General features: G+C 67.8%; 13 protein-coding genes, 1 tRNA gene and 3 pseudogenes. 3 read left to right on the forward strand and 14 right to left on the reverse strand.

Features of this window, described 5'->3' with window-relative positions; genetic code table 11:
• Window positions 1-35 precede the first annotated feature (35 nt).
• The 5 genes and pseudogenes from NHF48_RS20230 to NHF48_RS20250 all read right to left on the reverse strand — a co-directional run.
• A pseudogene (locus NHF48_RS20230) lies at window positions 36-236 on the reverse strand (glycoside hydrolase family 3 N-terminal domain-containing protein); the annotation flags it as partial.
• A gap of 31 nt (window positions 237-267) precedes the next feature.
• Window positions 268-795: a glycoside hydrolase family 3 N-terminal domain-containing protein gene (locus NHF48_RS20235; protein ID WP_253072126.1), complete on the reverse strand. Its 528-nt coding sequence runs from the start codon at window positions 793-795 to the stop codon at window positions 268-270.
• Window positions 792-1,022 (reverse strand): glycoside hydrolase family 2 protein, encoded by a 231-nt coding sequence (locus NHF48_RS20240; protein ID WP_253072127.1) that lies wholly within the window; start codon window positions 1,020-1,022, stop codon window positions 792-794. Before NHF48_RS20240 ends, NHF48_RS20235 begins: the two co-directional genes overlap by 4 nt.
• Before the next feature lie 46 nt (window positions 1,023-1,068).
• Window positions 1,069-3,378, reverse strand: a complete 2,310-nt coding sequence (locus NHF48_RS20245) for a glycoside hydrolase family 2 protein (protein WP_253072128.1) — start codon at window positions 3,376-3,378, stop codon at window positions 1,069-1,071.
• A complete protein-coding gene (locus NHF48_RS20250) occupies window positions 3,378-5,699 on the reverse strand; it encodes a beta-N-acetylhexosaminidase (protein ID WP_253072129.1) in 2,322 nt (773 codons plus the stop codon). The genes NHF48_RS20245 and NHF48_RS20250 overlap by 1 nt, the downstream gene beginning before the upstream one ends.
• 251 nt (window positions 5,700-5,950) lie before the next feature.
• On the opposite strand from NHF48_RS20250, the pseudogene NHF48_RS20255 reads away from it, so the two are divergent.
• Both NHF48_RS20255 and galA read left to right on the forward strand, forming a co-directional pair.
• Window positions 5,951-6,689: pseudogene (locus NHF48_RS20255) on the forward strand (GntR family transcriptional regulator).
• 21 nt (window positions 6,690-6,710) lie between these two features.
• Window positions 6,711-9,818 (forward strand): beta-galactosidase GalA, encoded by a 3,108-nt coding sequence (gene galA / locus NHF48_RS20260; RefSeq protein ID WP_253072130.1) that lies wholly within the window; start codon window positions 6,711-6,713, stop codon window positions 9,816-9,818.
• Here galA and nagE read toward each other — a convergent pair.
• The 8 genes and pseudogenes from nagE to NHF48_RS20295 form a co-directional block, all read right to left on the reverse strand.
• A pseudogene (nagE, locus tag NHF48_RS20265) lies at window positions 9,773-11,477 on the reverse strand (N-acetylglucosamine-specific PTS transporter subunit IIBC). The gene galA and the pseudogene nagE overlap by 46 nt on opposite strands.
• A complete protein-coding gene (locus NHF48_RS25450) occupies window positions 11,474-11,866 on the reverse strand; it encodes a putative PEP-binding protein (RefSeq protein ID WP_342454697.1) in 393 nt (130 codons plus the stop codon). The pseudogene nagE and the gene NHF48_RS25450 overlap by 4 nt, the downstream one beginning before the upstream one ends.
• A complete protein-coding gene (locus tag NHF48_RS20270) occupies window positions 11,787-13,970 on the reverse strand; it encodes a glucose PTS transporter subunit IIA (protein ID WP_342454698.1) in 2,184 nt (727 codons plus the stop codon). The genes NHF48_RS25450 and NHF48_RS20270 overlap by 80 nt, the downstream gene beginning before the upstream one ends.
• A gap of 55 nt (window positions 13,971-14,025) precedes the next feature.
• Entirely contained in the window at window positions 14,026-15,141 is a 1,116-nt protein-coding gene (gene nagA, locus NHF48_RS20275) for an N-acetylglucosamine-6-phosphate deacetylase (protein WP_342454699.1), read from the reverse strand.
• 24 nt (window positions 15,142-15,165) lie between these two features.
• Window positions 15,166-16,182 (reverse strand): SIS domain-containing protein, encoded by a 1,017-nt coding sequence (locus NHF48_RS20280; protein ID WP_253072131.1) that lies wholly within the window; start codon window positions 16,180-16,182, stop codon window positions 15,166-15,168.
• A gap of 141 nt (window positions 16,183-16,323) precedes the next feature.
• On the reverse strand, window positions 16,324-17,124 hold the full coding sequence (locus NHF48_RS20285; RefSeq protein ID WP_263816997.1) for a copper homeostasis protein CutC: 801 nt from the start codon (window positions 17,122-17,124) through the stop codon (window positions 16,324-16,326).
• Window positions 17,121-17,672: an isoaspartyl peptidase/L-asparaginase gene (locus NHF48_RS20290; protein WP_253072499.1), complete on the reverse strand. Its 552-nt coding sequence runs from the start codon at window positions 17,670-17,672 to the stop codon at window positions 17,121-17,123. Before NHF48_RS20290 ends, NHF48_RS20285 begins: the two co-directional genes overlap by 4 nt.
• Window positions 17,599-18,144 (reverse strand): isoaspartyl peptidase/L-asparaginase, encoded by a 546-nt coding sequence (locus tag NHF48_RS20295; RefSeq protein ID WP_253072133.1) that lies wholly within the window; start codon window positions 18,142-18,144, stop codon window positions 17,599-17,601. The genes NHF48_RS20290 and NHF48_RS20295 overlap by 74 nt, the downstream gene beginning before the upstream one ends.
• Before the next feature lie 198 nt (window positions 18,145-18,342).
• Here NHF48_RS20295 and NHF48_RS20300 point away from each other — a divergent pair, with 198 nt between their 5' ends.
• Window positions 18,343-21,447 carry a TonB-dependent receptor domain-containing protein gene (locus NHF48_RS20300; protein WP_253072134.1) on the forward strand — a complete coding sequence of 1,035 codons (3,105 nt, stop codon included), beginning with the start codon at window positions 18,343-18,345 and terminating at the stop codon, window positions 21,445-21,447.
• A gap of 169 nt (window positions 21,448-21,616) precedes the next feature.
• Here NHF48_RS20300 and NHF48_RS20305 read toward each other — a convergent pair.
• A tRNA-Thr gene (locus NHF48_RS20305) sits at window positions 21,617-21,692 on the reverse strand.
• Window positions 21,693-21,710 lie beyond the last annotated feature (18 nt).

Here is a 21,710-nt window from a genome sequence, read left to right on the forward strand (position 1 = left end):
GCGGCGGCGGCGCCCGCGGCGTCGAGGCGGTAGTGGTGGTAGAGGCTAATGTTCGACACAGCGTCGCAGTCCGACACGGTGAAGCCCTTGAACCCCCAGTCGCGCCGCAGCCGGTCGATCATCAATGCCGACGATGCGCAGGCGGGGACGCCGTGGATCGAGTTGTACGCGCACATCAGCGACTGCGCCTTGCCCTCGGTCACGGCGAGCCGGAACGCGGGGAAGTAGGTCGCCTCAAGATCATAGGGGCTGGGATCGACGTCGAAGCTATCGCGCCCGGCTTCGGGGCCGCTGTGTACCGCGAAATGCTTGGGGGGTGGCGATGACCTTGGGGTGGAGCGGGTCGGGGCCCTGCAACCCGCCGATGAACGCGACGCCGAGGCGACCGGTCAGATACGGGTCCTCGCCGTAGGTTTCCTGGCCGCGGCCCCAGCGTGGATCGCGGAAGATGTTGATGTTGGGCGACCAGATCGTCAGCCCTTCGTATATCTTGCGGTTCGCGCCGACGTCCTGCGCGTTGAAGCGCGCGCGCGCCTCGGTCGCGACGACGTCGCCGATCTTCGCAACGAGCGCGGTGTCCCAGGTCGCGGCCATGCCGATCGCCTGTGGGAAGACGGTGGCGTGGCCGTTGCGCGCGAGGCCGTGGAGTCCTTCGTTCCACCAGTCGTACGCGGGCAGTCCGGCTTTCGGATCGGCGGGCACGGTGCTCTGCAACTGCGCCGCTTTCTGTTCGAGCGACATTTGCGCGACGGCGGTCGCCACCGGATCGGCGGACGCGAGCAGGAGCCAGATCATCGGGCGAGGGTCCTCAAGGTAAGCGCTTTCCGCAACGTCGCGGCGGAGGCGTCGGAGACGACATGGATGGTGACGCTCTCGCCCGGCAACAGGTCGAAGCCGTCGTCGGAGGGCTGGGCCGCGACCGCGCCGAAATCGAGCATGACCGCGCGGGCCAGGTTGGTCGCGGTGATCTTCACGTCGGTGCCGGTCCAGCGAACGCTGAGGCCGGGGTCGGGGTACGCCATGTCCTTGGGCAGGGCGCGTTCGATGATCGCACGGCTCGTGCCGCCGTTATCGAGCTGCAGATCGGCGACCGCGTAGCTGCCGGTGGGGGGCGGCGGCCCCGAACAGCGCGTCGTCGGACAGCGTCGCGACTAGCCTCGACGAGAGCGGCTCGAGCATCAGTGCGGCGGTGGTGCCCTTCAGCACCTTGCCGTCCATCGTCATCGTCCGCACCCGCCAACGGGAGTCGACCAGCGTGGTCGCGTCGGAGATCAGCGAGATGCGCGTCGCGCCGTCCTTGCGCTCTGCGACGATCGCTTGCGGCGCGAAGAACCGCCGGGCGGCGTAGTTGAGCAGCTTCCACCGGCCGGCATGATCGATGCTCGCCCAGCTGATCGAGGGCCAGACGTCGTTGAGCTGCCAGTAGAGCGAGCCCATCGTCACCGGGCGGCAGGCGCGGTGATGCGAGGCGGCGATGCGGATCGCCTCGGCTTGGTTGACCTGCGTAAGGTAGACGAGATCGGCGAAATCGCGCGCCGGGCGCAACCGATCGCGCAGGTACATAATCAGGCGCTCATTGCCTTCGCCGGCGAGGAACTTCTGGTGCGCCTTCATCACCGGGCTGTCCGCCGTGAGCGCGCCCTTGCCGGCGAATTCGCGGATCGTCGACAGGTCCGGCATCGCCTGGAAGCCGTATTCGGACATGAAGCGCGGGCAGCTGTCGAGATAGTTCTCGACCGGCTTGGAGCCCGACCAGACGTCCCAGAAATGGCGGTCGCCGTCTTTGTCGGTGTCGACGGGGCCCTCGTAATTCGTCGAGGGCGAGCCCGGCCAATAGGGCGTGCCGGGGGCGTTGCGTGTCACGGCTTCGCGCAGCACGCGGTCGAACAGCACGGCCATGCCAGCGCCGATGCGCTCCTGTTCGTCGGCGCCGACGGCCTTCTTGAACGCCTTGCGGTCGGACCAGTTCTCCCAGCCCGACAAGACCTCGTTGCCGCCGGCCCACAGCACGACGGAGGGATGCGATCCGATCCGCGCGACCTGTTCCTCGGCCTCGATCCGGACGTTCTCGCGGAAGGCGGCGTCGGGCGGCGTGACGCTGCCGCCGAACATGAAGTCCTGCCACACCATCAGGCCCATGCGGTCGGCGATGTCGTAGAACGCGTCGTCCAGATAGGTCCCGCCGCCCCAGATGCGGACCATGTTCATGTTGGCGTCGCGCGCGCCCTTTAGGATCGTCTCCATATAGGCCGGCGTGACGCGCGCCGGGAAACTGTCGAACGGGATGATGTTCGCGCCCTTGGCGAAGATCGGCGTGCCGTTGACCTTGAACCCGAAGCTGCCGTCCTTGCGGATCAGCTCGACCGTGCGCAGGCCGATCCGCTTGGTCACGCTGTCCTCGGGAGTCGGCTCCGCGCCGCCCAGCGAGGCGGTGACGGTGTAGAGCGGCTGCGCACCGTAACCGACCGGCTGCCAACGCTTGGGGTCGGCGATTGCCAGCGGGATCGAGACCGCGTTGTTGCCCTTGACGAGCGTCACCGTCCGGTCGACCGAGACCGTCTTGCCATCCGGCCCGGTGACCGCGGCGCGGATCGTCGCTACGCCGGGCGTCTCGACGGCGAGGTCGAGCTTGGCGGACAGCCGCGCCTCGGTCGGCGTCAGCGCCTCCTGGTCGACGCGGAGCATTTCGATCCGCGCGTCGTCCCAGATCTCCAGCCGGACCGGTCGCCAGATGCCGGTGTTAACGATGCGGGGACCCCAGTCCCAGCCGTAATTGTATTTGGGCTTGCGGATGTAGGGCGAGGTCTGCTTGCCCTTCGGCTCGTCGCCGAACGCGCTGTCATATTCGCCCGGCAGTGGGTTTTTCTCGGCGAGCACCATCGGCTGGAGGGTGTGGATCGGCGAGGCGATCGTCACCAGCACCTCGTTGCGTCCGACCTTCAGCACCGGCTGCGCATCCACACGCCAGCGCCGGTGCGCGTTGTCGGTGGTCAGCAGCACTTTGCCGTTGACGCTGACCGTCGCGAACGTGTCGAGCCCGTCGAACACGAGGTCGAGGTGATTGCGCTGCATCATCGCCGGGGTGACGTCGAACACGCGGCGGAACTGCCATTTGGTCAGCCCGGCCCACTGGATCGCCGCCTCGTTGGTGCCCTTGAACGGATCGGGCACGCGGTGCGCCGCGATCAGATCCTGCTGCACCGATCCGGGGACGGCCGCCGGCAGCCAATTGGCCTCGCGCTTGTGCGCGGCGATCGCGGCGGTGTCGGTCGGATCGATCCGCACTTGCCATGCACCGTCGAGCGGCACGACGGTCTTGGGCGAGGCGAACGCGGGCGCGGCGAGCGCGATCAGGGGAAGGACGAACCAGCGACGCATCAGCGTGTCTCCGACAGGGTCATGCGCTCGACCGCGTAGAACGGGTCGGACGTGGGGGAGGTGAATTGGAGGCAGATGTCGCGGTCACCGGTGATCGTCGGCAACGTCCCCTTCACGCTGAAGCGGGTCGGCGCGGTCTTTGGATCGGGCAGCGGGAAAGTGCCGGCGATCACCGGTTTCGCGCCCTTCACGGTGCAGCCGACCAGTACCATCAGCTCGCCATGCGGCGTCACGTTGTAGTGCTGGCGGACCATCTTGAAGTCGTGCGCGAGGCCCCAGTTGCGTGGCAGGCGGGCGATATCGATCGTGAACCCCTTGGCGACATCCATCGGCGCGGCGGGATAAGCGGTGCAGGTATCGAAGACCGTGACATTGAACACCGGCGCATTGCCCTGCGCTTCTGACGTCAGCGGCACGCGCAGGCCGAGAGACCCGTCGGGGCAGGCGATCATGTCGGACGCGGTGCGGGTCAGCAGCGCCTGGCGACCGGTCTCGAACAATCGAGGCTCGGCGACCGGCTGGCCGCTCGCATCGAACGCAGCGGCGCGGATCGCCACGCCGGGCTTTACCGATAGAGGCGCGGTGTAGGCGGGCGACCGTGCGGTCGGCATTTTGCCGTCGAGCGTGTAGCGGATCGTGCCGTACGGCGCCTGTGTGGCGAGGACGACTTTCGCGCGGTTGGTGCGGAGCGCATCGCCGCGCGTGCCGTCGAGCGTGTAGCCGACCGCGAACGCACTGTCCGCGACCTCCAGCCCAGACTTGCGCCAGCGCCGGATCTGCGGCTGGACCCGGTCGAGGAAGCCGGCGAAATCGCGTTTGCCCTTGCCCGACCAGGTAATCTCCGCGAGCGCGGCGGCGCGTGGGAAGATCAGGTGCTGCATCTGGTACGGGGTGACGATGTATTCGCTCCACAGATTGGCCTGCGCGCCGAGCACGTGTTGCGCCTTGTCCGCCGAGATGCCCGCCGGCATCGGCTCGTAATTGTAAACGGTTGCGAGCGACTGGATTGCGAGGCGGCCGGGCGGTTCGTCGCGCCGGTCGCTTTGCAAATTGTCGAGATACAGCGTCGGGGCGGGCGACAGCACGACGTCGTGGTTCTGGTTGGCGGCATCGACCGCGCCCTTTTCGCCGCGCCACGACATCACCGAAGCGGATGCGGGCAGGCCGCCTTCGAGGATCTCGTCCCAGCCGATCAGGCGGCGCTTCTTGCTGGCCAGATAGGTGCCGAACTGGTCGATCATCCAGCTTTGCAGGCCGTTCTCGTCCTTGATGCCGAGCTTCGCCATCTGCGCCTGCACCTCGGGGCTGCGTTCCCACTGGTCCTTGACCGCCTCGTCGCCGCCGAGATGGATATAGGTGCCGGGGAACACCGCCATCAGTTCGTCGAGCACCGTCTTGACGAAGGCGATGCCCTTGGGGCCGGGGTTGAAGAGGTACGGGTTGACGCCCCATGCGTTGCTGACCTGCGGCGTGTCGCCGATCACGCCGAGCTCGGGATAGGCCGCGACGAGTGCCTGCGCATGGCCGGGCAGGTCGATCTCGGGGACGATCACGATGCCGCGTTCGGCGGCATAGGCGACCAGTTTGCGCAGTTCGTCCTGCGTGTAGAAACCGCCGACGCGCGTGCCGGGTGCTTCGCCGGTCGAGGGGCTGGTGCGGATGCTGCCGATCTCGGTCAGCTTGGGATAGGCCTTTATCTCGAACCGCCAGCCCTGGTCGTCCGACAGATGGAGGTGGAGCGTGTTGAGTTTCACCGACGCCATCTGGTCGACGATCGCGTAGATCGACGGCAGCGACTGGAAGTGTCGCGCGGTGTCGACCATCAGCCCGCGCCAGCCGAAGCGCGGGGCGTCGTCGATCGTCACCGCGGGGATGCGGACCGGCTGGCCGAACGCGCGATCGGGGCTGATGAGCTGAGCGAGCGTCATCGCGCCGTACAGGAGGCCCGCGTCACCCGACGCGGTGATCTTCGCGCCCGAGGCGTCGACGGTCAGCCGGTACGCCTCAGCGCCCTTGATCGCGGCATCGCGGACGAAGCGGATATTGCCGTTAGGCGACGTCTGGAGAGCGAGACCGCGCTCGGTCTTAACATGCGCGATGAGCAGGCGCATTGCGGCGGCGGCACCCGCGTCGGAAGGATCGGCTGTGATCGTCGCGCCGTTGGCGATCATGAAGCTGCCGGCGGTACGGATGATTGCCGAAGGTTGCGGTACCAGTGGCAGGCGGTCCTGCGCCTGGGCAGGGATCGCGCAGAGAGCGGCAGGAAGCAGCGCCGTCGCCGTCAGCCAGCGCCCGGCATTTCGGTTCGCGGTTGCACGCATGTCGACTGCTCCCTGTATCGGCTCCTGACGGCCGCTGGTCGAGGAATGTAACCAATATAAGTCCAGACACAACCCCGTCATTTGACAGCAAGCTTGTCGTGCTCTGACAGGAGATCGGACGTGGGGCGGTCAGGGGACATACCAATATGGCCCATGGATTTAGTCTGGTTGCCGACCACGCGGTCCTTGGCTACGCTACCATAAGGGACGCGGCAAGGCTCGCTTTGAGCTGCCGGTCGGAGGGGGAATACATGGCGTTTTCCGATGACATCGGACGCTTTCGCAAGGGTAATCCATCGCCGCTCTACCTCCAGTTGCAGGAACTGATCCGCAACGCGATCGGCGAGAAGCTGTTGGTACAAGGCAATGCGATCCCGGCCGAGCGCGATCTCGCGATCGAGTACGACGTATCGCGGATCACCGTGCGGAAAGCGATCGGCGGACTGGTCGAGGAGGGGGCTGCTCACGCGCAGGCGTGGCGCGGGGACGTTCGTCGCCGGACGCGTCGAGAAGAGCTTTTCGAAGCTGTCGTCGTTCAGCGAGGACATGGCCGCGCGAGGCCGCACGTCGAGCAGCAGCTGGATCTCGCGCTCGGCGGGGCAGGTGAACCCGGAGGAAGCGATGGCGCTGGGGTTGTCGCCGGGGGCGGCGGTGTTCCGCTTCAACCGCATCCGCTATGCCGACGACGAGGCGATGGCGCTCGAATTCTCGACGATCGCGGGATATTGCCTGCCGTCGGTCGAGGTGGTCGATGACTCGCTCTACACCGCGCTCGAGAACGCCGGGAGCCGGCCGGTACGCGCGCTGCAACGCCTGCGTGCGGTGCCGTTCGGGGGCGAGCATGCGCGGATGCTGGGCGTCGACGCGGGCCATGCCGGTCTGCTGATCGAGCGCCGCGGCTTCCTGCGCGATGGCCGGGCCGCGGAGTTCACCCGCTCCTACTACCGCGGCGATGCGTACGATTTCGTCGCCGAACTCGCCGATATCTGACCTTTAATACCGAGAGCACCGATGAACCGACGTGAGCTTCTTGTTGGCACGGCGGGCGCCGGTGCCTCTCTGGTCGTGGGGCCGATCGAGGCCGGGTTCGCGGCGAGCGTAGCGAAACAGCGCGGTGCTGGTGCGCTGCCGATGCCGCAGCCGACGCGGACCTTGCCGTTGCCCGCGTTGGTGCAGGACCCGTCGCGAACGCTGATCGAGCGGGGGTGGCTGTTCCACGAGGGCGACGTGATCGCGCCTGCGCCCGACGGCCACAACGCGACGTATCTGAGCGTGAAGGCGGGTAACGCACTCGGCGCCGCGGCGATGGCGTATGACGATTCCGACTGGCAGTCAGTGCGGTTGCCGCATGACTGGGCCTCCGCGCAGCCGTTCGTGAAGACCGCAAGCGTCTCGCAGGGCTTTCGCGCGCGGGGCATCGGCTGGTACCGGCGGACGCTGCGGCTCGACCCGGCGGACCGTGGCAAGACGATCGGGCTGCAGTTCGACGGGATCGCGACCAACGCGACGGTCTGGGTCAACGGCAGCGTCGTCGCGCACAACTGGTCGGCGTATAACAGCGTTGAGATCGACCTGACGCCGTTCGCGCGGTTCGGCGACGACCTGAACGTGATCGCGGTGCGCGTCGATGCGCAGGCGATGGAGGGCTGGTGGTATGAGGGCGCGGGGATCTATCGCCACGCGTGGCTGATCCGCCGCGCGGCGGTGGCGATCGTGACCGACAGTGTGCACTGCGGTCCCAGGCGCGGTGCTGACGGTGCGTGGAGCGTCCCGGTCGAAGTGAAGCTCGGCAGCATCGATCGCGCGTCGGTCGGCGTGACGGTGGATGTCGCGCTGCTCGATCCCGAGGGCAAGCGCGTGGCGGGGGCGCAGGCGACCGCGACGGTCCTGCCTCTGGAGCACGCGACCGCGACGATGACGCTGGCCGTGCCTGCGCCGCGCCTTTGGTCGATCGAGACGCCGACGCTCTATACCGTCGTGACGCACGTCCTGCGCGACGGCGCGATCGTCGACGAGCGGCGGATACCGGTCGGCTTCCGCACGATCCGGTTCGATGCGGACCGCGGCTTCCTGCTCAACGACCGGTCGGTGAAGCTGAAGGGCGTGTGCCTGCATCAGGATCACGCCGGCGTCGGGACTGCGATCCCCGATGCGCTGCTGCGCTGGCGGCTGGAGCGGCTGAAGGCGATGGGCTGCAACGCGATCCGCTGCTCGCACAACGCGCCGGCCGCCGAACTGCTCGACCTGTGCGACGCGATGGGCTTCGTCGTGATGGACGAGAACCGCCAGTTCAATCCCGCACCCGATACCATGGCGCAGCTCGAATGGATGGTCCGCCGCGATCGCAACCACCCGAGCGTGATCCTGTGGTCGGTCTTCAACGAGGAGCCGATGCAGGGCACCGAGGCGGGCGTCGAGATGCTCCGGCGGATGGCGCACGCGGCGCATGCGCTCGACGACAGCCGCCCGGTGACGGGCGCGATGAACGGCGCGTTCTTCGATCCGATCAACGTGTCGAGCATTTTCGACGTCGTCGGCTTCAACTATTACCAGGGCGATTACGACCGGTTCCACCAGCTCAACCCGACCAAGCCGATGACGAGCTCGGAGGATACCAGCGCCTATGAAACGCGCGGCGCGTTCGCGAGCGATCCGGCCGCGCATGTCCAGTCGTCCTACGACGTCGAGGCGGCGAGCTGGGGCGATACGCACCGCGCGACGTGGAAGAAGATCGCCGACCGCCCGTTCGTCGCGGGCGGGTTCGTGTGGACCGGGTTCGATTATCACGGCGAGCCGACGCCGCATGAATGGCCGACGATCTCCAGTTTCTTTGGGATCCTCGACCTGTGTGGGTTCCCTAAGAATGCGTTCGACATCCACCGTGCGCACTGGGTCGACGACGCGCCGGTCGTCAGCCTGACGCCGCACTGGACGTGGCCGGGACGCGAGGGGCAGCCGGTCGTGGTGCTGGTGATGAGCAACGCCGAGCGCGTCGAGTTGCAGCTCAACGGGCGGAAGGTCGGCGAGCAGGCGGTCGACCGGATCATGGGCAACGAGTTCAGCGTGGCCTATGCGCCCGGCCGGATCGAGGTGATCGCGTTGCGCGGTGGCAAGGTCGTCGCGACGGCCGCGCACGAGACCGTCGGCAAGCCGGTTGCGCTGCGCTTGACCGCGGCGCGGACGGTGATGGCGGGCGACGACGAGGACACGCAGCCGGTGACGATCGACGCGATCGATGCCGCCGGGCGGCATGTTCCGACTGCGAACCTGCCGACGCAGTTCTCGGTCGACGGCGCGGCGATCATCGGGGTCGGTAATGGCGATCCGAACAGCCATGAGCCTGAGAAGGGCAATGCGCGGTCGTTGTTCAACGGGCTCGCACAGGTCATCGTGCAGGCGGGGACGGGTCGTGGGCGGATCGTGATGACCGCGACCGCGCCGGGATTGAAGCCGGCGCGGCTGGTGATCGACCGGGCAGCGATCGCACCGCGGGCGCAAATGGCCGCGACCTATGGCGGGCAGGCGATCCGGGAGTGGCGTCGCTCGCCGGCGTTCGCTGCGCGTCCCGATCCTGCGCTGGCGCCGATCGATGGGGATAATAATAGCTGGGCGTTCGTGCGGAGCGGTACGCCGGTCCACGCTGCGGCGGAGGGTCGTTGGCGGCTCTACCGTGCGAGCGTTACGCCGTGGCGGCGGATCGGTGCGGAGGGCGGCACGATCCGTTTCGCGTCGATCGCGGGGAAGGCCGAGCTGTGGGTGGATGGCCGGCGGCTTGCGTTGAAGACCGGCGCCGAAGCGGGGCCGCTCGAGGCGGCGTTGCCGGCGGGCGGCGGCGTGCGCCAGATCGTGCTGGTGGTGGAATCGGCTGCAGAGGGGAGGGGTTTCGGGCATCCTCGGCCCTGTGTCGCTGGAACCGCCAGCGCGCTGACGCTGCTCAATCCTCCCCGCCAGGGGGAGGTGTCGCCGAAGGTGACGGAGGGGGGAGGACACGGAACCGGCGTTTCCCTTTCCTCCCCCTCCGTCTGGCAAGTGCCAGCCACCTCCCCCTGGCGGGGGAGGATCAATTTCAAAGCTTACCGGGCCAGCGTCGCCAGGACCGCGTCGGTCGCCAGCATATGAAGCTGGCCGGGTGCGGGGCGGGCGATCGCGCGGATACCGAGCTTTGCCAGCGCCGCATCGTCCGCCAGCGCTGTATCGCCCAGCTGGACGCGCAGTCGGCCGGTATGGCGGCTGGCGCCAAGGACGTTCGCCGCGCCCCCCGAGTGCGCTCTCGATTACGGACGAAAGGGCGATCGAGTCCGACACTGCGGGCGCGACGGGCTCCGGTGCCACATCGCCACCCAGCGCTAGCGCATCGCGGATCTCCATCGAGACGACGTCCGCGATCGGCCCGAGCACGACCTGGAGCGCGGAGTTCGACGGACGCAGGATACCGCGCGCGCCGAGGGCCTTCAGCGCTGCATCGTCGACCGCGGACTGGTCCACGACGATCAACCGCAAACGCGTCGTGCACGCGCTCACCGTGGTCAGGTTCGCCCCGCCGCCAAGCGCCTGCGCGAACGCCGCACCGCGTCCGCCAGCCGCGGTAGGCGCCACGGCAGCGACGGTCTCGGCTTCGCGCCCCGGCGTCGCGAGGTCGAACTTGCGTATGAAGAGGCGGAACAGACCGTAATACAGCACGAAATACACCGCGCCGACCGGCAGCAGGACGAGCGGTCGCGTCGCCTTGCCGAAGTTCAGCACGTAATCGAGCAGCCCCGCCGAGAAACCGAAGCCCATTTTGACGCCGAGCACGTCCATCAGCGCCATCGACAGGCCGGTCAGCACCGCGTGCACCGCGTACAGCACGGGCGCGAGGAACATGAAGCTGAACTCGATCGGCTCGGTAACGCCGGTCAGCGCCGAGGTGAGCGCAAGGCTGAGCAGCATGCCGCCGACCGCTTTCCGGCGCTCGGGCTTGGCCGAATGGTACATGGCGAGGCACGCGGCGGGCAGGCCGAACATCATCACCGGGAAGAAGCCGGCCATGAAGATCCCCGCCGACGGATCGCCCGCAAAGAAGCGGCGCAGGTCACCCGAAGTGCCGTGGTAATCGCCGGCGACGAACCAGACGATGTTGTTGAGCAGATGGTGCAGCCCAGTGACGAGCAGCAGGCGGTTGAGCAGCCCGAACACGAACACGCCGATCGCACCGCTGCCGGTGATCGCGACGCTCAACTGGTCGACGCCTTGGCTCAGCAGCGAGAAGCCGAAGCCGAACACCGCCGCGAGCACGAGACCGGCCACGCCGCTGACGATCGGAACGAACCGGCGTCCGCCAAAGAAAGCGAGATATTCCGGCAACTTGATCGTCGAATACCGATTGTAGAGCGTCCCGCCCGCGAGCCCCGACAGGATGCCGATCGGCACGTCGAGCCGCGCCATCGCCTTGGCCTTCCACGCCGCGATGGCGAGGTCGGCGGAGACGCCGGTCAGCCCTGCCGCTACTTCGGGTGCGACGGTGATCAGGACTTTGCCCGCCTCCGTCGCGACCAGGAAGCAGACGACGCCGGCGAGGCACGCGGCACCGTTGCCGTCGCGCGCGAACCCGGTGGCGACGCCGATCGCGAAGAGCAGGCCGAGGTGTGAGAAGATCGCGTCGCCCGCCGCGCTGATGAAGGCGATGTCGAGCAGGTCGGGCTGGCCGAGGCGGAGCAGCAGGCCGGCGATCGGCAGCACCGCGATCGGCAGCATCAGCGCGCGGCCGAGCGGCTGGAGGGCTTCGAGGATCGATTTCATGCGGTGAACTCCCGGGCGAGCGAGCGGACGTCGGCGGCGGACCCGCATTGCAGCGCGGCGGCGGCATGCGCGCGGCACGCCTCCATCGTCAGCGTCGCGACCAGCGCCTTGATCTCGGGCACGAGCGCCGGTGCGGACGAGAGTTCGGTGACGCCGAGCCCGATCAGGATGGGGACGGCGAGCGGGTCTGACGCGAGCCCGCCGCACACGCCGGTCCAGCGGCCATGCACCGCGCCGCCCTTGCAGGTCTGCGCGATCAGCCGGAGGACGGCAGGGTGCAGCCCGTCGATCCCGCTCGCGACGGCGGCGTTACCGCGGTCCATCGCCAGCGTGTATTGCGTGAGGTCGTTGGTCCCGACCGACAGGAAATCGGCCTCCGCAGCGAGCAAATCGGCGGTGATGGCGGCGGCGGGGGGTCTCGATCATCACGCCAACCGGCACGCGGTCGACGATGCCGATCTCGGCAGCAACGCGGTCGACCACCGCGCGGACGGCGCGGAGTTCGTCGAGGCTGGCGATCATCGGGACCATGATGCGGCATTGCCCGGCGGGCTTTACCGACAGGATCGCGCGGACCTGATCCTCCAGGATCTGCGGGTGCGCGAGGCCGACGCGGATGCCGCGCAGGCCTAGCGCGGGGTTCTCTTCCGGCGCCATCGGCAGATACGGCGCGGGCTTGTCGCCGCCGATGTCGAGCAGGCGGACGATCAGCGGGCGGCCGTCGAGCGCGTCGGCGATCGCCTGGTAGTCCGCGGTCTGTTCAGCGACCGTCGGCGCGGCATCGCGTTCGAGGAACAGGAATTCGGTGCGCAACAGGCCCGAGCCTTCCGCACCGTTCTCGACCGCGAGGTGCGCATCGCCGAGCGCGCCGAGATTGGCGAACGCCTCGATCCGGGTACCGTCGGCCATGCGGCAGGGTTCGCCGGCCCGCGCGAGGGCTTCGGTGCGGCGGACCTGCGCCTGGACGATCCGGACCTGCGTGGCGACGAGCGTGTCGGCATCGGGATCGATCCGCAACAGGCCTTCGCTGGCATCGAGGATCACGGGCGTGTCGTCGGCGACGGCGTTCAATGGCGCGCCGATCGCGACCAGCGCGGGCAGGCCCATCGTCGCGGCAAGGATCGCGACGTGTGAGGTCGGGCCGCCGCGCTCGACGCAGAAGCCGACGATGTTCGCGCGGTCGAGCGACAGGACGTGCGAGGGCAGCAGATCGTCCGCGAGCAGGATCGTGTCGGGCGGGAACGACAGCGGCATGGTCTCGACGCCGGCGATCAGCGCGAGGAGCTGGCGTTCGAGATCGAGCATGTCGTCGGCGCGCTCGGCAAGCCGTGGATCGGTGCTGGTGCGCAACGCGTCGGCCTGCGGACGGATCGCGCCGCGCCACGCATGACCCGCGCTCTCGCCGCGTGCGATGCCGCCGTGCGTCGTCTCGTGGAGCATGGGATCGTCGAGCATTGCCGCATGCGTTTCGACGATCGCGCGTTCGGGACCGGTCGCCGTGCGCGCGCGGTCCGCGAAACGGGTCGATAGCGTGGTGACGGCCGCATCGAAGCGAGCCTCCTCGACGGCGATGCCTTCGCCTCGCTCGGGGACGACGATGTCGGCGGGGCGAAACCAGCGGGCGCGGCCGATTGCCAGGCCGGGCGCCGCTGTGACGCCGGTCAGCGCGCCGTCGACTGCGGCGCGGGCTGGCGAGGGGGCGACGGTGGGCGCACGGACGGGGGTTTCGGCCGGCTCGTCCATGCCGCTTTCGATCAGGTCGCAGATCGCGGCGAGTGCTGTGGCGGCATCGGCGCCTGCTGCGGTCACCACGATCGTATCGTCGCGGCGGATCGCCAGGGCGAGCAGGGCTATCGGGCTGCGGACGTTGGCGGTCTTGTCGCCGGATGCGAGCGTCACGTCGGCGTCGAAGCGCTTGGCGGTCGCGGCAAGGCGCGCGGCCGGGCGGGCGTGGATGCCGTGCGGGAGAGGGACTACGACCGTCCGTTCGTGCGCGGTGCCGTTCTGGCTCGTCTCGCGGTGCGCAACCGTATCGCTGGGTTCGAGCGTCATCAGCGGATCGCCGACCGCGACCAGTTCGCTGGAGACTGCGTGGACGATGCTGAACCGGTCAGGGTTGACGATCACGATCGGCGTGACGACTGCGCGGGCCTCGCGCACGAGCAGGTCAAGGTCGAAGTGGATCAGCGGCGCACCGCGCTCGACCGTGTCGCCGACCGCGACGCACGGGCCGAACCCGCGTCCGCCGAGCGCGACCGTGTCGAGGCCGATATGGATCAGGATCTCCGCACCCTCGGGCGTGGCGAGCGTGATCGCGTGGCCGCTCGGCAACAGCGTCAGCACGGTGCCGGCGCAGGGAGCATAGAGACAGTCGCCGGTCGGATCGATCGCGACGCCGTCACCCAGCATCCGCTCCGAGAACACCGCGTCGGGGACTTCGTCGATCGGCGTTGCCCAGCCCTGCATCGGCGCGGTCAGGAGGATGGAGGCCATGGGTGCGTTCTCGATACCAGAAGGAAAGGGCGCGGGGATAAGGCAGGCGAGCCGGTCAGGCCGGGCCCGCCCCGCCGATCCACGTGCCCACCGGATGCAGGTCGCGGGTGAGCACGACCCAGTCGGCGGTGCGGCCGACCTGCAACGTGCCGCGCTCCTGCGACAGTCGCAGGAACGCTGCCGGATAGGTTGCCGCCATCGCCGCTGCGATCTCGGGCGCGACGCCAAGCCGGTCGACGGTGTTGCGGACCGCGCCCGCCATGTCGAGATCGGAGCCTGCCAGCGTGCCGTCGGCGCCGACGCAGCGGCCATTCTCGACATGGATCTCGCGGCCCTGCAGCACGAACGACTTCTCCGCCGCGCCGACGCAGGGCATCGCGTCGGATACCAGCATGAACCGGTCGTGCGGCCGTGCGCGCAACGCGATCCGCAGCACTGCGTCGTCGACATGGAAGCCGTCGACGATGATCCCGCAATACACCGCCTGGTCGTCGAGCACCGCGCCGACCACGCCTGGGGCGCGGTGGACCAGCGGCGACATCGCGTTGAACAGATGCGTCACGCCGGTGATCCCGGCGGCCATCCCGGCGCTAGCGGTGGCGTGATCCGCGTCGCTATGGCCGATGCTGATGAGCACGCCGGCGGCGGTCAGCGTCGCGATCTGTGCCGCGGTCACGCGCTCGGGTGCCAGCGTCACCATGACCCGGCCGAGGCGGGGGCGGGTCAGCAGCGCGAGCAGGTCGTCGTCGAGATCCTGGAAGCGCGTCGGGTCGTGGATGCCCTTGCGTGCCGGGCTGATCACCGGGCCCTCGATATGGATGCCGAGCACGCCGGGGACGCCTGCGAGGATCGCCGCGTCGACCGCGTCGAGCGCGAGCGCGATCACGTCGGGCGTGTCGCTGATCAGGGTCGGCAGGAACGCGGTGGTGCCGAACGGCCGGTGCGCCGCGCCGATCGCGGCGATGCCCTCAACCGTGGGCGTATCGTTGAACAGCACGCCGCCGCCGCCGTTGACCTGCGTATCGACGAAGCCGGGCATGAGCCAGCCACCGTCGAGATCGATCGCGTGATCGGCGGTTAGATCGGTGGTTGCGTCGTCGATCCGGGCGATCCGCCCGTCCTCGACGACGATCGTCGCCTCGTTCAGGACGCCCGCGGGGGGTGACCACATGGCCATTCGAAAACCGGAAGATCGTCATAACGTGCGCGTCACCTTGCTGAGATGCGACGGAGCGTCGGGGTTGAACCCGCGAGCAAGCGAGAGGGCGTTGACCATGCGATAGAAGCTCTGGATCATCAGGATCGGCTCGATCGCCGGATGCGCTTTCAACGCGGGCAGGACGCCGTCGTCGCTGCTGCCATCGAGCCCGGCATCAGCGAGCAACACGCCTGCGCCACGCTCGGCGAACTCGCGCGCCGCATCGCGCACGCCGTCACCGGCCGCGTCGGAGGTCGCGAGCGCCAGCAGCGGGAAGCCGTCCTCGACTAGCTGCATCGGGCCGTGGCGGACTTCGGCCGAACTGAACGATTCGGCGTGCAGCGCGCAGGTTTCCTTCATCTTCAGCGCCGCCTCGTTGGCGATGCCGAAGCCCATGCCGCGCGCAATCACGAACAGATTGGTCGCCGTGCGCAGCGGTGCGACGGCGGCCGACCAGTCGAGCGCCCAGGCGCGGGCGAGGTCGGCGGGGAGGGCTGCGACCGCGCTACGCAATGCGTCGTCGTCGGCCCATTCCGCGGTCAAAGCGGCGAAGGCGGCGAGCGAGCAGATGTAGGATTTGGTCGCTGCGACCGACTTTTCCGGTCCGGCGCACAGCGGGATAAGCGTGTCAGCGGTTTCGGCGAGCGGCGAAGTCTCGTCGTTCACGAATGCGACGACATGCGCGCCGGCGGCCTTCTGCGCGGCGACCGCAGCGAGCAGGTCGGGGCTGCGTCCGCTTTGCGACACCGCGATGCACAGCGTGTTCCGCGCACCGAGTGGTGCGTCGTAGAGCGACACGACCGAGGGCGCCGCGGCGGCGACCGGGATGCCGGTCTTCGTCCAGATCAGATACTTGCCGTACACAGCCGAATGATCGGAGGAACCACGTGCGCAGGTCACGACGACCGCGGGCGGGGCGCTACGAAGACGCGCACCGATCGCCGCGAACGCCGCGGCGTTGGTCGCGAGCATCCGCGCGACGGCCTCGGACGATTCCGCAGCCTCGCGGAACATCAGCGTTGCCGTTTCCGCAATCGGCGGGGGGTGTTAGCGGAGGCGGAGTGGCGTCGTGCATGGCGGCTCGCTTCGATTGGCGTTCGGCGAGGAGCGAGAGGCCCCCGACCCAGACCGGTTTGAGTAAGTTATGGATTGGTATTATTCAAGCGCCGGATGTCCGGCCGCCATGTTCGCCAGTCGCTCTACCGCGTCCCGGTTCGTGGCTGCGCGTCCCGGCGAGGCGAAGCCGAAGCGTAGTTCGGCTGGATCGGCGGCGGTCGCCGAGGGCGTGCGACACGAGGCGTGGACTTCGCGGACACCGGTCGCGAGGATCGTGGGCAACGTCTCCGGCGAGACCCCGCTTCCCGCGAGCACGATAATCCGACGGGCGGCTTGCTGGTGCAGTGCTGCCAGCATCGCGACGCCGTCGATCGCCTTAGGGGCGCCGCCCGAGGTCAGGATCCGGTCGAAGCCGAGCGTGACGGCGGACTCCAGCGCGTCGGGCATGTCGCGGCACAGATCGAAGGCGCGGTGCAGCGTCAGCGAGAGTGGGCGTCCGCGAGCATCGCCCAGCGACTTGGCGTGTGCGACCCAAGCGGCAAGCGCGGGCAGGTCGAGCCGGTGGTCGACATCGAGCGCGCCGATGACGATCCCAGCCAATCCGGCTTCCGCCGCGGTGCGAATGTCGTCGGCGATTAACGCCTGCTCGCTCGGGGTATAGACGAAGCCGCCTTCGCGTGGTCGGGCCAGGAGGTGGACGGGGACGCCGGAGGCCTCCGATGAAGCCGCCGCTGCCCGGATCAGCGACGCGGGCGGGGTGAGCCCACCGACGCCGAGCGCCGCGCACAGTTCGATGCGGTCCGCCCCGCCGGCGATCGCCGCGTCGACACCGCGCAGATCCTCGACGCAGACCTCGAGCATCGTTCGGGTACCGCGCACCATGTCTTCCGCGACGCTCACGCCTGGAACAGCGACCGCGCCTTCAGCACCGTCGTCTTGCCGCGCGCGTCGGTGACCGCATAGGTGAAGCCCGGCAACAGGCAGAACGCGCCGACATTGCCCTTCGTGTCGAGCGCGAGGAAGCCGACCTGGACGCCGCGGATCGCATCGCCGCGCAGCTTGGCGATATGCCGGACGACCTCTTCGCACGCCTTTTGCGGCGACGACCCGCCGCGCATCGACGCGACGACGCGGGCCGAGCCTGCTACGCGGGTGACTTCCTCGCCAAGCCCGGTCGAGGTGGCACCGCCGACGGCTGCCTCGACGTATAGCCCCGATCCGACCTGCGGCGAATCGCCGACCCGGCCGCGCATCTTGAACGCCATGCCGGAGGTCGTGCAGGCGCCCGCCATCCGCCCGTCGGCCGTGCGCGCGAGCAGGCCGATCGTGTCATGATCCAGCGCGCCGCCGGGCGTGCGCGTGATGCGGTTCTCGCTATTGGCTTCGGGCTGGTATTTCGCGGTCTTGAGCCAGTCGCGCCATGCCTTTTCCGATTCCGGGGTGAGCAGCGACTGTTGCGGAAACCCCTGGTCGCGCGCGAACCGCGTCGCGCCCCTCGCCGACGAGAAAGGTGTGCGGCGTCCGCTCCATCACGCGACGCGCGACGGAGATCGCATGCACCGTGTTCTCCAGCGCGGCGACGGCCCCGACGCCGCCGGCATCGTCCATGATGACCGCGTCGAGCGTGACGTGGCCGTCGCGGTCGGGATAGCCGGAATAGCCGACGCTGTGGTTGGTAGGATCCGCCTCGGGCACCATTGCGCCGGCCTCGACCGCGTCGATCAGGGATCCACCCTTGGCGAGTTCCGCGAAGGCCACCGCGTTGGCGGCGGCGCCGAAGTCCCAGGTCGACAGGACCATCGCGCCGGTCGCCGAAGCGTCCTTCGCGGCACTCGATCGGGCAGAGGCCCGAGTCGCTACGAATGGTATCATGCCCAGGCCGCCCAAGCCGGCGAGCAACGACCGTCGCGTGTTCTCCATCAGATCCCCCTTGCGTTCTTGTGTGCACGCTATCGCAAGGAGATGGCGACCGCCAGTAGTGACGCCGATTTGCAACATTCCAACGCAAATGTTCTAGACCGGTATTGCTTCGGCATTGACTGGCGACGGGTTTTGACCAAACCAGTACGAGCAACCGGTATAGCGCTATCACGCAACCGGGCTTTTTAGGGGGTAGGTATGAACTTCGGCCATTCTGTTTCGCGGATCGCGCTCGTCGGATCTCTCGTGTTTTCCGCTACCACGGCATTCGCACAGGACGTGCCTGCGCAGGCCGTGACGCCCGCCCAGGCTGCCGCGAGCACGCCCGCCGAAGCCAAGGTCGAGGCGGATGCCACCACCGCAACCACTGCCGTCGATCGCGACACGCCAAAGGACGACACGATCGTCGTCACCGGGTCGCGCATCCAGCGTCCGAACATGACGTCGGCGGCGCCGATCACGTCGGTCACCGCGCAGGACATTCGCGCGCAGGCTGCGGTCAACGTCGAGGACGTGCTGAACCGCCTGCCGCAGATCGCGCCCGACAGCCAGCAGACCTATAACGACTCCGACGGTCGCCAGCGCATCAAGCTGCGCAGCCTCGGGTTCGAGCGCACGCTGGTCCTGATCGACGGCAAGCGCCTCGGCACGCAGAACGGCCAGGACGTCGGCATCATCCCGCCGTCGCTGCTCGAGCGGGTCGACGTGCTGACCGGCGGTGCATCGTCCGTCTACGGGTCGGACGCGGTCGCGGGCGTCGTCAACTTCGTCCTGAAGAAGGATTTCGAAGGCATCCAGCTCGACGGCAACTATAATTTCTACAACCACAACAACAAGGACACTGTCGTGTCGTCGCTGGCGCGTTCGTCGGGCTTCAGCAGCCCGCGCGGCCTGACCAACGACGGCGGTCGTGCCGACGTCACGCTGACCGCGGGCAAGAAGCTGTTCGACGGCGCGCTGCGGATCAACGGCTTCGTCAACTACAAGCATACCGACGAAGTGTTGTTGTCGGCGCGGTCCAACTCGGGCTGCTATTTGACGCAGACCAGCCTGAACGCGCCGCTCTCGTGCGGCCTGACCCCGAGCAGCTCGACCAGCGGGCTCATCACGCCTCTGGACGCGAAGGGCAATCAGCTCGGGCCACAGTACGTCAATAATCCGAACGGAACGCGGGCCTTCGTGCCTTACGGTCAAGGCGTTGGCAATGCGTCGAACTACTTCAGCAACTACGCGTACCAGCGCCCCTCCGAGCGCGTGAACGCAGGCGGCTTCGTCAGCCTGGACATCGCACCAGACGCCGAACTGTACGCGTCGGGCATCTGGTTCCGCGACAAGTCGTACAATAATTATCCGGCGATCGCGGGCGGCAAGGTTCAGGTCAGCTGCAACAACCCGTTCCTTTCGGGCGGTCAGGCTGCCGCGCTTTGCGGCACTAATGCAGGTACGGGGACGTCCGTTCCGATCGACCTCCGCTATCGTCTCGGCGAGGGCAACGACCAGCCCGACGCCTACCTGAACACCGGCGTCCGCCTGACCGGCGGCGTTCGCGGGAAGGTCGGCAGCGAGTGGACCTATGATGTCGGCGGCGTCTACGCCCGCAACCATCAGGATTACTCACCAAGCTTCGTCAACTCGGCCAATCTGCAGAACTCGATCAACGTCGGTGGCACGCGCGCAGCCCCGACCTGCGCCACGACCACGGATGCCGCCTGCGTCCCCTTCGACATCTTTAGCGCCGGCAACACCAACCCTGCGCTGATCGATTATCTCTACAACCAGGGCACGTCTGCGACTACCGGCACGCTGTACGACGTACAGGCCAACGTCACCGGCGACCTCGGCAAATACGGCATCAAGTCGCCGTTCGCGGAGCAGGGCGTGGCGATCGCGTTGGGTACGGAATATCGCAAGGATACGCTCAAATCGACCGCCGACAGCGTCTATCGCGCAGGCCTGGGCGGCACCGACAGCTACCTGAAGCAGGACGTCTGGGAGGCCAATATCGAGGTCCAGGCGCCGCTGGTCGAGCACAAGCGCTTCGCCGACCTGTTGCAGGTAAACGGCGGCTACCGCGTGTCGAAGTACAGCAGCAACCCGAGCACGTTCAACACCTGGAAGGTCGAGGGCATCTACGCCCCCGTCAGCGACCTGACGTTCCGCGCTTCGTTCAACAAGGCGCAGCGCGCACCGACCGTGACTGAAATCCGTCAGGCGACCAACGTCGATTTCGCGTCGGGCGGCGCAGGCACGTTCAACGATTTCTGCGCACCGACGGTCGTCCGGAACGCCGACGGTACTGCCGTCAAAAATGCGAATGGTACGATCCAATACGGTGCACCAACCGCTTCGCGTGATGTCTGTCGGGCAACCGGCCTGTCCGATGCGCTCTACGGCAGCCAGACTCTGCTGTGCAGTAACGGCACCACCCCGAACGGCGCGGCGGCATGCACGGTACGCTCGGGCGGCTACACCGCCGATCCGGAAACCGCCTACACGCAGACCTACGGCCTGATCGTGAAGCCGCGGTTCGTGAAGGGCTTGGTGTTCTCGGTCGATCGCTACCAGATCAAGATCAACGATTCGCTCGGCTACAACGACTACAGCTATTACACCGATGGCTGCCAGCGTTCGAACGGCGACGCGTTCTTCTGCCAGGGTGTCGTCCGCAATCCCGGCACCGGTACGCTGTATTCGACGGCCGGGAGCAATCCATCCACCGGCTTCATCCGCCAGGGCACGACGAACTATTACACGTCGATCGCACGCGGTTACGACTTCCAGGCACAGTACACGCTCGACCTCGCCAGCGCCGGCAAGATCGACTGGAACTTCAACGGGTCGCTGACGACGTTCGCGGGCGGCCAGGACTCGCCGGTCCAGCCGGAGCGTAATTGCGCCGGGTATTACGGCAACGGTTGTGGCCAGTTGATCCCGAAATGGTCGCACGGCCTGCGCGCGACCTACACCACGCTCGACCGCGGCTTCAGCGCCTCGTTCAACTGGCGCTATGTCGGCTCGCTGACCAATGCTGACAATTCGGGCGACGAGGCGATCGGCGGCACGGACGCGCGCGCGCGGACCAGCTACTACCGGGTTTCGCCGAAGAGCTACTTCGACCTCGCGCTCAACTTCGCGATCGACAAGCAGTTCTCGCTCCGCCTGATCGCGAACAACCTGCTCGACAAGAGTGCACCGATCGTTCCGGACTCGTACAACGTCGCCCTCGCGCGCACGAACACGATCCCGCAGCGCTACGACTCGCTCGGCCGCAACCTGGCCGTGGGTGCGACCGTCCGGTTCTGATCCAACTCTGGCTCGTGTCGGTCGACTCGAGCCGATGGTGCCGAATGAAGATCCTCCGTGCCTCATGGCGCGGGGGATTTTTCATGTCGGCGATGCTGGTGTTGGAGCTTGAGCGCTACCGAACGATACCACGCAAGTGGCGGCGACATCGTTTATCGAAAGTCGGAAATGGTGCCGGTTGCAGGAATCGAACCCGCGACATCCAGTTTACAAAACTGGCGCTCTACCAACTGAGCTAAACCGGCCCTTGCGTCGGGCGCTGC

Source organism: Sphingomonas sp. H160509 (genome assembly GCF_024124765.2).
GTDB lineage: Bacteria > Pseudomonadota > Alphaproteobacteria > Sphingomonadales > Sphingomonadaceae > Sphingomonas.